General features: G+C 71.4%; 11 protein-coding genes. 5 read left to right on the top strand and 6 right to left on the bottom strand.

Annotated elements, in window-relative coordinates; all coding sequences use genetic code 11:
• Positions 1-91: 91 nt before the first annotated feature.
• From JGS39_RS29190 to JGS39_RS29180, 3 genes are read right to left on the bottom strand one after another with little or no spacing between them, the layout of a single operon-like run.
• On the bottom strand, positions 92-985 hold the full coding sequence (locus tag JGS39_RS29190) for a carbohydrate ABC transporter permease (RefSeq protein WP_219572650.1): 894 nt from the start codon (positions 983-985) through the stop codon (positions 92-94).
• 4 nt (positions 986-989) lie between these two features.
• On the bottom strand, positions 990-1919 hold the full coding sequence (locus JGS39_RS29185; protein ID WP_219572648.1) for a carbohydrate ABC transporter permease: 930 nt from the start codon (positions 1917-1919) through the stop codon (positions 990-992).
• Positions 1920-1921: 2 nt separating this feature from the next.
• The gene (locus JGS39_RS29180; RefSeq protein WP_219572652.1) at positions 1922-3169 is read right to left on the bottom strand and encodes an extracellular solute-binding protein; all 1248 of its coding nucleotides are present in this window, start codon (positions 3167-3169) and stop codon (positions 1922-1924) included.
• Between the two features lie 214 nt (positions 3170-3383).
• Here JGS39_RS29180 and JGS39_RS29175 point away from each other — a divergent pair, with 214 nt between their 5' ends.
• The 3 genes from JGS39_RS29175 to JGS39_RS29165 all read left to right on the top strand — a co-directional run bounded on the left by JGS39_RS29175 (position 3384) and on the right by JGS39_RS29165 (position 6237).
• Positions 3384-4442, top strand: coding sequence for a LacI family DNA-binding transcriptional regulator (locus JGS39_RS29175; RefSeq protein ID WP_219572646.1), 1059 nt, complete (start codon positions 3384-3386; stop codon positions 4440-4442).
• Positions 4443-4488: 46 nt separating this feature from the next.
• Complete coding sequence (locus JGS39_RS29170; protein ID WP_219572644.1) at positions 4489-5016, top strand: GNAT family N-acetyltransferase; 528 nt, start codon at positions 4489-4491, stop codon at positions 5014-5016.
• A 132-nt stretch (positions 5017-5148) separates the two neighbouring features.
• Entirely contained in the window at positions 5149-6237 is a 1089-nt protein-coding gene (locus JGS39_RS29165; RefSeq protein WP_219572642.1) for a WD40/YVTN/BNR-like repeat-containing protein, read from the top strand.
• Positions 6238-6330: 93 nt separating this feature from the next.
• Here JGS39_RS29165 and JGS39_RS29160 read toward each other — a convergent pair whose 3' ends face one another.
• Positions 6331-7008, bottom strand: a complete 678-nt coding sequence (locus JGS39_RS29160) for a uracil-DNA glycosylase (protein ID WP_219572640.1) — start codon at positions 7006-7008, stop codon at positions 6331-6333.
• 157 nt (positions 7009-7165) lie between these two features.
• On the opposite strand from JGS39_RS29160, the gene JGS39_RS29155 reads away from it, so the two are divergent.
• Both JGS39_RS29155 and JGS39_RS29150 read left to right on the top strand, forming a co-directional pair.
• Complete coding sequence (locus tag JGS39_RS29155; protein WP_219572638.1) at positions 7166-8227, top strand: N-acetylglucosamine kinase; 1062 nt, start codon at positions 7166-7168, stop codon at positions 8225-8227.
• Positions 8228-8307: 80 nt separating this feature from the next.
• Complete coding sequence (locus tag JGS39_RS29150; protein ID WP_219572636.1) at positions 8308-9231, top strand: sirohydrochlorin chelatase; 924 nt, start codon at positions 8308-8310, stop codon at positions 9229-9231.
• Positions 9232-9349: 118 nt separating this feature from the next.
• On the opposite strand, the gene JGS39_RS29145 is transcribed toward JGS39_RS29150, so the two are convergent.
• Both JGS39_RS29145 and JGS39_RS29140 read right to left on the bottom strand, forming a co-directional pair.
• A complete protein-coding gene (locus JGS39_RS29145) occupies positions 9350-10414 on the bottom strand; it encodes a lactonase family protein (protein WP_219572634.1) in 1065 nt (354 codons plus the stop codon).
• A gap of 129 nt (positions 10415-10543) precedes the next feature.
• Positions 10544-11865 (bottom strand): FUSC family protein (locus JGS39_RS29140; protein WP_219572632.1); only part of this gene is annotated, 1322 nt, incomplete at its 5' end.

The raw sequence follows: 11865 nt of genomic DNA, 5'->3' as shown, positions 1-11865 counted from the left end.
GGCTCCGGTGCCGCGGGCGTGCGGGACAGCGGGGATTGCCATGGGGGCAGGGTTCCTCTCGTGAGTGCGGTGGTACGGGCGGCGTGGAGTACTACTTGCCGCCCACCCCCATCAGTCCGTTGACCAGTGCCTTGCGTGCCACGAGGTACACGGCGAAGATCGGCACGACGGAGAGCACGATCGCGGCCAGCACGGCAGGGATGTTCATCCCGAACTGGGACATGAAGTTGAAGAGACCGAGCGTCAGGACACGGTTCTCCTCCGACTGGGTCAGGATCAGCGGGAACAGGAAGCCGTTCCACGCCTGGAGGGCCGTGTAGATCGCCACCGTGCTGATGCCGCCCTTGGACATCGGGATCGCCAGCTGCCACAGCATCCGCAGGGGCGTCGCACCGTCGAGGGCCATCGCCTCGTACATCTCCTCGGAGACGTCACGCATGGTGCCGCTGAGGATCAGCACCGCCACCGGCATCGCGAACGCCGCGGTCGGCAGGATGATCGCCGGCAGGCTGTCGTACAGACCCAGCTTGCTGATCAGCAGGTACAGCGGCACGATCACCGCCTGCGCGGGGATCGCGACGCCGAGCAGGAAGGTCCGGAAGGCGAGCGAGGAGAGCCGGCTGCGGGTGCGTACCGCGACATAGGCGACCGGCACCGCGAGCAGCAGGACGATGGCGACGGTGGCCACGGCGACGATCGCCGTGTTGGTGAGCATCGTGGAGAAGCCGCTGTCCAGCACGGTGCGGTAGTTCTCGAGCGTGGGGTTGGTCGGGACGGCCAGCGGGTCACCGTTGAGCGCTTCGTCCTGGTGCATGAGCGACGAGGAGATCAGCGTGTACAGCGGGACGACCACGATCAGCAGCCAGACCAGTGAGCCCAGGCCGGCCAGGGGGTTGCCCCACTTCCTGCGGCGCCCGGCGGCGGCAAGCCGGCTCCGGGTCACGGGTGACGTGGGGCGTGCCACGGGGCGGGTGTCGATTGACATCGCGTCACATACCTTCCCGGGTGGACCGCATGTTCCCGAAGCCGCTGAAGCGGACCAGGATCAGCGACAGGGCGGTGGCCACCACGACCAGGGCCGTGGCGATCGCCGCGGCGTAGCCGAGGTCGTAGGTCTGGAAACCGGTCCGGTACATGAGGTACGGGAGCACGGTGGTGTCCGTGCCGGGGCCGCCCCTGGTCATGATCAGTACGGTGTCGAAGTAGGTCAGCGAGCCGACGATCATCAGGACCGAGGAGGTCGTGATGGTGTGGCGCAGCTGCGGCAGGGTGATGTGGAAGAACTGGCGGAGCATGCCCGCTCCGTCGATCTCCGCCGCCTGGTAAAGGACCTGCGGGATCTGCCGGGTGCCGCCCTGGTAGATCAGGGTGTGGAAGGGCATGAACTGCCAGCCGCCGACGAACGCCACGGTGAGCAGGGCTCCGGTCGAGGAGCCCATGATGTTCGGGTCGATGCCGAACCACGGGCCGATCGTCCTGATGACGCCGAAGTTGGGGTCGAGCAGCGCGTGGAACAGCATCGCGATGGCGGTGGTGGAGAGCAGCAGCGGAATGAAGAAGACCGCCGAGAGCACGGCCCGGCTGCGCTGCTTGCCCGCTGCCCAGACACCGAGGAGCAGGGCCACGGGGGTCTGGAACAGCCAGCTGACCGACGTGAGCAGCAGGCTGAGCCAGGCGGCCTGACGGAACTCCGGATCCTTGAACAGCCGGGTCCAGTTGCCCATGCCGATGGGGGTCGGGGCGTTCAGCCCGTCCCAGCGGCAGAAGGAGAGATAGACGGCGATCGCCAGCGGGACGATCGCGAAGAGGGCGAAGAAGACGATGCCGGGCACGGCCCAGGCGACCGAGGGGCGGCCGACGTTACCGGCGGCCGCCTTCCTTCCTCCGCGCACCTTTTTGTACGAAGAGACGTGGGACATTGTTACTTGACGGCCTTCATCGCGGCGACGAACTGCTCGGGCGTGGACTTACCGGCGAACAACTTGCTGATCTCGGTGAGCAGCGGGGTGGCGACACCGGACTCCAGCGCCTGGTCCCACGAGAGGGTGAAGCTCGGCGCCTTCTGGACCATGTCGTACTGGTCCTTCGCGAACTGCGGGTTGGGCGATCCGCTCAGCATGGAGGCGGCGTTGGACGTGGTGGGTACGTCACCGTTGTCGACCAGGGCCTGGGCATAGCTCTTGGACGCCATGGTCTTGAGGAAGGCTATGGCGGCGTCCTTGTGCTTGGTGCGGGAGTTGATCGACCAGTAGTTGGTGGGGTTGCCGACCACGTTGGCCGGGTCACCGACACCGCCGGCCACGGTCGGGAAGTTGGCCCATGCGAGGTCGTTCTTGGCGAACTCCGGTGCCTTGCCGAGCTGGGTCGAGTACTCCCATGAACCCATCAGGTGCATGGCCGCCTTGCCCTTGCTGAGCAGGGTGGGGGCTGCGCCGCTGCCGTAGTCGACGGAGTTGAAGTTCTTGCCGAAGGCTCCGCCGTCGACCAGTTCCTTCACGGTCTGGGCCGACTTGAGGACCGCGGGGTCGCCCCAGGCGGACGCGTCCCCGCTCTGGATCTTGTTGAAGACCTCGGGGCCGCCGATCCGGTCGAGCAGGTACTCCAGCCACATCAGCTCGGGCCACTTCTCCTGGCCGCCGAGCGCGAAGGGGGTGATGCCCTTGTCCTTGAACGTGGTGATGGCGTGCTGGAGCTCCTCCCAGGTCTTGGGGGCCTCCAGCTTGTTCTCGGCGAAGAGCTTCTTGTTGTAGAAGAGCATCACGGGCTGCATGCCGCGCATCGGCACCCCGTAGATCTTTCCGTCCAGGCTGCCCGCCTCGATGATGGACGGGAGGAAGCCGTCCTTCAGGGTGGCGTCGTTCTTCACGGTCGAGGTCAGGTCGACCAGCTGGCCGGCGTCGCGGTAGGGCTTGATGGAGCCGCTGCCCCAGTTGTAGAAGATGTCCGGGGCGCTGGGCGAGCCCATGGCGCTGCGGAGCTTGTTGACGTACTCCGTACCCGGGACCGGGATCAGCTTGACCTTGACCTTCGAGGTCTTGTTGAACTCCTCGACCGCCGCCTGCTGGACCTTGACCGCGTCGTCGCCGTAGACGTACGCGGTGAGGGTGCCGCCGTCACCACCGCTGCCGCCGTTCGACCCGCAGCCCGCCAGCACGCCCGCCATGACCATGGCCGCACCGGCTGCGGTCCATCTCGCCGCACGCGTACTCTGAGTGAAAATTCCCGACCCCATGACCGCACCTCTGTCGAATGTTTCGGCCCTGCTTGCGAATGTTGCCGGAACCGTACGGTCGTGTTTCGGGCCAGTCAAGAGGGCCCGTCGAGGGAATTTTCCTTGGGGGCCCACCCCTCCCTCCTGGCGGCGGGCAGTTACGATTCCCTGTATGAGCCCCGCAAACGTCCAGTCACATCAGGAGAATGCGCCTGCCGGCGAGTCGTCGGACGGCACCGCCACCCTGGCGGAAATCGCCCGAGCGGCCGGAGTCTCGGCTCCGACAGTTTCGAAGGTGCTGAACGGACGGGCCGATGTCGCCCCCGGCACACGCACCAAGGTCGAGGAGCTGTTGCTGCTGCACGGCTACCGCCGCAGACGCGGCTCCACGACGCAGTCGCAGTTGATCGACCTGGTCTTCCACGAGCTGGACAGCGCGTGGGCCATGGAGGTCGTGCGCGGCGTGGAGAACGTCGCGCGCGAGGAGGGCCTGAGTCTGGTCCTGTCGGAGAGCGCGGGCCGCCTCACCCCCGGGCAGACCTGGGTGGACGGCGTGCTGGCCCGCCGGCCGGTCGGGGTGATCCTGGTCCTGTCGGACCTCACCGCCGCCCAGCGTGCCCAGCTCACCAGCCGGAACATCCCGTACGCGGTGGTCGACCCGGCCGGCGACCCCGGCGACGACGTCCCGTCGGTCGGGACGACGAACTGGCAGGGCGGGCTCGCCGCCACCCGCCACCTCACCGGGCTCGGGCACCGCAGGATCGGAGTGATCAGCGGCCCGTCCCGGATGATGTGCAGCCGCGCCCGGGTGGACGGCTACCGCGCCGCCCTGGAGACCGCGGGCCTGCCGATCGACCCCGCTCTGGTCCGCGAGGGCGAGTTCCAGCACGAGGCCGGATACACCACGGGCATGGAACTGCTGAGCATGGCGGACCGGCCGACCGCCATCTTCGCCGGGAACGACCTCCAGGCGCTCGGTGTGTACGAGGCCGCGCGCGAGCTCGGACTGCGCATCCCCGAGGACCTCAGCGTCGTCGGCTTCGACGACCTGCCGCTCACCCGGTGGATCGGGCCGCCGCTGACCACCGTGCGCCAGCCGCTCATAGAGATGGCTGAGACCGCGGCCCGGCTGGTCCTCGACCTCGGCCGGGGCCGGCAGCCCGCGACCACCCGCGTCGACCTGGCCACCAACCTGGTCGTACGCAGCAGCACGGCGGCCCCCGGTCGTTGATCAACCCGGTTGCGGCCGCATACGGGCGTCGGTACCGTCGCGCGGCATGAAGACCCCTGTCCTGCGGACGCGGCGATTGCTGCTGGAGCCGTACGCACCCTCCGACGAGGAAGACTTCGTCGCGCTCTTCCAGGACGCCCGGGTGGGGCGCTGGATGGGCGACGGCGTGGACGAGGAGGCCGAGGACCGGGCACTCTTCGGGCGGCTCTTCACGAAGGTGTACGCACAGGACCTGTTCGGCGTGTGGGTGGTGCGGCACGACGGGCGGGCCGTCGGGCACGCGGAGATCAAGCCCTCCCCCACCCCCGGCGTGGACGGCCACGAGATCGTCTACGCCGTGACCCCCACGGCATGGGGGCAGGGCCTGGGCACCGAGATCGCCGAGACGCTGGTCGCCCACGGCTTCGCCACCCTGGGACTGTCCGAGGTACACGCGACGGTCGACGCCGCCAACGAGGCGTCGCTCGCCCTGCTGAACCGGATCGGCTTCCGTCACGTCCGTGACCTCACCGAGGACGACGGAAGCACGACCCGCCTCCTCACCCGCCCCTGCGTGCCCGGCCCGGGGCACTGAGGGGGCCGGGCGTCCGAAACCCGTCGCCGGCCGCGAACGCGGCGGTGTCCGGAGCTGTCCTGCGCGCCACTGTCAGTGGCTGGGTGCACACTGGCGCGTATCCGGCACAACGGCGTTTCGGGAGGTTCGGTCATGACCGATGTTCTGCTCACCGTCGGCACCCGCAAGGGGCTCTTCATCGGCCGCAGGAGCGGCGGGGCATGGGAGTTCGGCGATCCGCATTTCAATGCGCAGGCGATCTACTCCATCGCCATCGACAAGCGCGGTGACGTCCCCCGGCTGCTCGTGGGCGGCGACAGCGCGCACTGGGGTCCGTCCGTCTTCCACTCCGACGACCTGGGCGCGAGCTGGGTCGAGCCCGCGCAACCGGCGGTGAAGTTCCCGGAGTTCACCGGAACGTCACTGGAACGGGTCTGGCAGCTGCACCCGGCCGGCCCCGAGGCGCCCGATGTCGTGTACGCGGGCACCGAACCGGCCGCACTCTTCCGTTCGCAGGACCGGGGCGAGTCGTTCGAGCTGGTGCGCCCGCTCTGGGAGCATCCGACGCGCTCGAAGTGGGTGCCGGGCGGAGGCGGCGAGGGACTGCACACCGTACTGACGGACGAACGGGACCCGCGGTCGGTCACGGTCGCCGTCTCCACCGCCGGCGTCTTCAGGACGGCGGACGGCGGCGAGAGCTGGACCCCGGCGAACAGGGGGGTGTCGGCGGTCTTCCTGCCCGATCCCGACCCGGAGTTCGGCCAGTGCGTCCACAAGGTCAGCCGGGACGCGGTCGATCCCGACCGGCTCTATCTCCAGAACCACTGGGGTGTGTTCCGCAGCGACGACGCCGGGGGCAGCTGGACGGACATCGGCGCCGGCCTGCCCTCCGACTTCGGCTTCGCGGTGGCGGCGCACCCGCACCGCGCGGACACGGCGTACCTCTTCCCGATCAACGCCGACGCCGACCGCGTACCGGCCGGGCACCGCTGCCGCGTCTTCCGGACCACCGATGCGGGCGAGAGCTGGGAGCCGCTGTCCTCGGGGCTGCCCGACGGCGCGCACTACGGCACGGTGCTGCGCGACGCGCTCTGCACGGACGACGCCGATCCGGCCGGCGTGTACTTCGGCAACCGCAACGGAGAGGTGTACGCGAGCGCGGACGACGGGGACAGCTGGCAGCAGCTCGCCTCGCACCTGCCCGACGTCCTGTGCGTCCGGGCGGCCACGATCGGCGGGTGACCGGGGAGCATCGCGCCGCCGACGGGCCGGATCCGGTGGGACCGGGCCACTCGCCGGCGGCGGGGTGGCGGGCGGAGCGTCTCCCGCACCCGGCTACGGGAGACGCCAGTCCACCGGCTGTGCCCCCTGGCGCACCAGGAGTTCGTTGGCCTTGCTGAAGGGGCGCGACCCGAAGAAGCCGCGGTCCGCCGACATGGGGGACGGGTGGGCGGACTCGATCGCCGGGAAGTCCCCCAGCGACGGCCGGAGATTGCGTGCGTCGCGGCCCCACAGGATGGAGACCAGCGGGGTGCCCCGCGCGACCAGTGCCCGGATCGCCTGCTCGGTGACTTCTTCCCAGCCCTTGCCCCGATGGGCGGCCGGCTTGCGGGGTGCGGTCGTCAGCGCCCTGTTCAGCAGCAGCACGCCCTGCCGCGTCCACGGAGTCAGGTCGCCGTTCGACGGGCGGGGCAGCCCCAGGTCCGTGTGCAGTTCGCGGTAGATGTTCTCCAGGCTGCCGGGAAGCTGACGGACCTCGGGTGCCACCGCGAAGCTCAGCCCGATGGCCATACCCGGTGTGGGGTAGGGGTCCTGGCCGACGATCAGCACGCGTACCTCGTCGAAGGGCTGCTGGAACGCGCGCAGCACGTTCGCCCCCGACGGCAGATACGTACGGCCCGCGGCGACCTCCGCCCGCAGGAAGTCCCCCATCTCGGCGATGCGTCCCGCCACGGGGGCCAACGCCCGGGCCCATCCGGGCTCCACAACTTCGTTCAACGGTCGCGCTGTCACAGCCTCACCCTACCGGCGTAACGACCGACGTCCCGCGCCTCCCCCACCTGCGGCGACCGTTCGGCACCGGGGCGGTCCGGCGCGACACCTCCGGCTCGCCGAAGAGGGCCTGGCGATAGGCTGCCGCCGTCATTCCTCTGCTGACGGGAGCCGCTCCATGGAGTCACACGGGCATGCGGCCGGGGAGTACGTCCTCGGCGTCGACTCGGGCGGTTCCGGGCTGCGGGTGGCGCTGGGCACCGTGGCCGGGGAAGGCCCCCCGGCCATGTCGGTGTGCGACGAACCGGTGCGGACCGGCCCCGCCGGCATCGACGCCGCCCACCTCCTCGATCAGCTGCTGCCGGCCGTCCGGCACCTGCTCGCCCGGCACGGCGGAGGCGACCGGATCGCGACCGCGGCGATCGGGGCGGCCGGCATGGCCACACTGGGCGACCAGCTGCGCGCCGAACTGCCCGCGGCCCTGGCGGACGCCTTCGGTCTGCGGCAACTGGCGCTGGCCGCCGACGCGGTGACCGCGTACGCCGGAGCGGTCGGGCAACGGCCCGGCGCGGTCGTGGCAGCCGGTACCGGCCTGATCGCGCTGGGAACGGATCTCACGCAGTGGCGAAGGGCCGACGGCTGGGGGCATCTGCTGGGCGACAGCGGGGGCGGCGCCTGGATCGGGCGGGCCGGACTCGACGCGGCGATGCGCGCCCACGACGGGCGGCGCGGGGGCTCCCCGGCACTGCTGACCAGGCTGGAGGCGGTGTTCGGCCCGCCGCCGGAACTGCCCGGCCTGCTCTATCCGCGGACCGACCGGCCCGCGGTCCTGGCCTCGTTCGCTCCCGAGGTGGCCGCGTGCGCGGCCCACGACCCCGTCGCCGAAGCCATCCTCCGTGACGCCGCCGGGCACATCGCCGAGGCCGCCGCCGCGGTGTGCCCGAAGGCGGGTGCGGGGGACGCGGGGTACGAAGTGGCGCTGACCGGCGGCTTGTTCCGGATGGGCGAGCCGCTGCTCCTCCCGCTGCGCGAGGAGCTGGCGCGACAACTGCCGCAGGCACGGGCGGTCCCCGGTTCGGGTGATCCGCTGATCGGTTCGCTGCGCATCGCACGGGCGCTCGCCACCGACGGGCTCCGGCTGCCGCTCCATCCCACGCTGCTCCGGGTCACCGTGTCCCCGCAGGAATCCGGCACCTCCCGAGGGGCGACAGAGCAGGGCAGTCGACCGGTAAGCCACTGATCGGATAAATACGGACAGACAACGCTCGACCGGCCCCTCCCCGCACAGCGGGGTACCCAAAACCAGTAGCATGCGGCGCCATGAGCACCCCCACTGGGCCCGCTTCCGGCCTGCCTGTACGAATGCCGCGACCTCGCCAGTCCGGACGGCACCGCCGCCCGGAGCCCGTGGTCGCACCTGAGGGCGCTGCCGCGCTCGTTCTCGCCGTTCCCGGTACCCCCTCCCCGGCCAGCCGCAGTCTGGCCGAAGAGGTGATCAGCATTGCCCGCTCCGAGCTGCCCGGTCTGAACGCCCTGATCGGTTACCTCGACGGCGACGACGCCGAGTACCCCACCCTTGCCTCCGTTCTCGCCCACGCCGCCGCCGAGCGCATCGCGCGCTTCGAGCTGGCGAAGGCCGTCGGCCGTGAGGTCTCCGAGCCCGAGGGCCCGGCAGCCGTCGTGGTGCCGCTGCTCGCGGGACCCGACAACACGCTGGTCCAGCGGATACGCCTCGCGATCGAGGACAGCCGGGCTCCGGCCGAGCTGACCGATGTGCTCGGCCCGCACCCGCTGCTCGCCGAGGCGCTGCACGTCCGCCTCTCCGAGGCCGGTCTCGCCCGCGCGGACCGCGCGAGGCTGTTCACTGTGGCCACGGCCGCCGACGGCATCGTGCTGGCCACCGTGGGCGGCGAGGAGGCCGTGCAGGCGGCGGGGATCACCGGCATGCTGCTGGCCGCGCGGCTCGCCGTACCGGTGATGGCCGCAGCGCTCGATGTCGAGGGCTCCGTCGCCTCGATCGCCGAGCAGCTGAAGGGCTCCGGCTCGCTGCAGCTGGCCGTGGCGCCCTATCTGGTCGGCCCCGAGGTGGCCGACGGGATGCTGGACGCCGCGGTGAAGGAGGCCGGCTGCGCGAGCGCCGAGCCGCTCGGCGCGTACCCGGCGATCGGCAAGCTGGTGCTGTCGATGTACATGTCCTCGCTCGGCATCGCTCCGGCGGTGGCGCAGGGGGCTCAGGCTCACTGATCCGGGCCGGGGCCGGGTGCTGTCCGTCGCGGGAGCGGGACGGACAGCACACCCGGCCCGCCCGTGACACACGCAGGCCCCGGGACCCGTTCGTGGGTCCCGGGGCCTGCGCCGTTCCTCAGGCGAAGATCACGCAGGAGGCCGCAGGGACCTCCAGGGACCCTTCCGGAGCCGGGACACCGGTCTCCGGGTCGACAGCGAACCAGCTGACGTCGCCCGACCTCTCGTTGGCGGCGTACAGCCGCCGGCCGGTCGGGTCGAGGGCGAGGTCGCGCGGCCAGTGCCCGCCACAGCTCACGGTCGTGACCAGGGAAGCCTGCTCGCCCGTGGCATCGAGGGCGAGCACCGAGATGCTGTCGTGGCCCCGGTTGGCCACCCAGAGGAACCGGCCGTCGTGCGCGACGACGGCCTCGGACGGATAGCTCGCCCGGCCGGCGTCACCGCTCGCCCCATCGGGCAGTACGGGCGTCTCGCCGACGGCCTCCAGGACCCCGGCTGCCGGGTCCCACCGGCACACCGTGACCGTGGGCTCCAGCTCGTTCAGCACATAGGCGTGGCCGCCCGCGGGGTGGAACGCGAGATGGCGCGGCCCGGTTCCGGGCCGCAGCGCCGTCTCGCCGTGCGGCCGCAGCTGCCCGGTTTCCGGGTCGAGCACACAGATCCGTACGGAGTCGGTGCCGAGGTCGACGCTGAGCACCCAGTTCCCCGAGGGGTCAGGAAGGACCTGGTGGGCGTGCGGACCCTCCTGGCGTTCGGCGACCGGGCCGCTGCCCTCGTGTTCGAGTACGCAGGAGGCCGCGCCGAGCGAACCGTCGGCGAGCACGGGCAGGGTGGTGACGCTGCCGGAGCCGTAGTTGGCGGTGACCACATGGCCGCCCGCGAGCGCGACATGGGTGGGGCCGTCGCCGTCGACCGGCCGGAGCTCCCCGAGGGGCCTCGGAACATCGTGGCCGACGTCGAGGGCCGCCGCCGCACCCTTCTGCGTCTCGCTCACCGCGTAGAGGACCGCACCTTCGGGGCCCCGGCCGAGCGCGAGGTACGAGGGGTCGGGTACGGCATCCGTAGTGCCCAGGACGGTGAGCGCCCCGGTCTCCTCGTCCACGGCGGCGACGGTGATGCCGCGCCCGCCCGCCGAGGTGAACGACCCGATGAATGCCCGTCGGGCACCGTTACTGCTGTCCACCGCACTGCCTCTCTCCGCCGACGGATCGCGACGACGACGGCCGCCGCGATCTTCCGCGGCGACCGTAGCAGTGCTGCCATTTGGTCTGGACCAGGGGTACGGAGTCGTGGGTACGGAGTCGGGGCGGGGTCAGGCCGGGAGGAGAGGCGCGCGGGGCGTGGCGTGCAGGGGCGCCGCCAGTTCGGCGAGCGCGCGCTCCAGGCCGTGCAGGTGGGCGAGCGCGGGTTCCGTGGCCGCCGCGTGCGCAAAGACGCCCCCGGCCACCGTGGCGCGGGCGGGGCGCTCGGGCGCGGTGAGCGCCTCCACGGCGGTCTCGACGCGCCAGCAGGCCGCGGCGAGCCGGGCGTCGTGGGAGGCTTCCGGGTCCGCCGCCACGGAGGCCAGTCCGCGCACTTCCCGCGCACAGTCGTCGAGCAGGGCGAGCACATGCCGCGCCCGTCGCCTGCGGGCCCTCATCGGGTTGAGCGGGTGCACCAGCGGCGCGAGCGACAGGCGCACCCGGCCGAGGATCGCCTCCAGTTCCGCGACGCGACGCGGCGGGTCGGCGTCCTCGCTCCCGGCGAGCCGTGCGGCGGCCTCCGCCGTGCACGTGTGCACGCACCGCAGCGCGCGCTCCACCCACACCTCGGTCACCGAGTGCGTGGTGACCGAGGTGTGGGTGGAGCGCGCGCTGCGGTGCGTGGTCACGGGCAGCNCGAACAGCACCGCCAGTACGGCACCGAGTGCCCCGACCCCCGTCTCGGTCACCCGCAGCATGAGCAGATCCGCGTCGAGCACACCGAGCAGCCCGTAGAGCATGCTCGCCATCACGGTCACTGCAAGCATCATCCAGGTGTAGGAGACGGCGGCGGAGTAGAAGATCCCGAACACGCTGAGCGCCACGACCACGGCGGCCACGACCGGTTCGTGGTGCAGCGGCACGGCCACGGCGAAGCCGAGACCGATCCCGAGCACCGTCCCCAGAAATCGCCGGAACCCGCGCACGACGGTCTCACCCCGCGAGGTCGTGGCCACGAACACCCACCAGGTGGCGCCGACGGCCCAGTACCAACGCTGATCGGAGAGCACCTGCCCCGCGGCCAGCGCGAACCCTGAGCCCAGCGTCGCCTGCACCGCCTGCCGTGTCGTGATCCTCGCGAGCCCTGTTCCCCCGGCGGGCGGGGCGACCGCCACGGGTGCGGCGAGCCGCCGTTCGTAGCACCACGCCCCGAACCGCACCACCGACGACGCGACGAGCGACAGCAGCACGGCCACGTACAGCTCGGGCAGCCGGCCGGGAACGGTGTGCAGGAACTGGGCGGAGAAATAGGCCATGAAGCCGAACACGCCCAACGAGTGCCCGCGAGGCCCCCACCGCCGCGCGTACACCCCCGCCCCCACGACGGCGAGGAACGCCAGGTCGCGCGCGACCGGCACATCGTGCAGCACGGCCGCGAGCGTGAGCACCGGGA

This window comes from Streptomyces poriferorum (assembly GCF_019399235.1).
In the GTDB taxonomy this organism is placed as follows: Bacteria; Actinomycetota; Actinomycetes; order Streptomycetales; family Streptomycetaceae; genus Streptomyces; species Streptomyces poriferorum.
The sequence above is the reverse complement of the archived record's forward strand: the minus strand, read 5'-3'. Positions and strand labels throughout refer to the sequence as shown.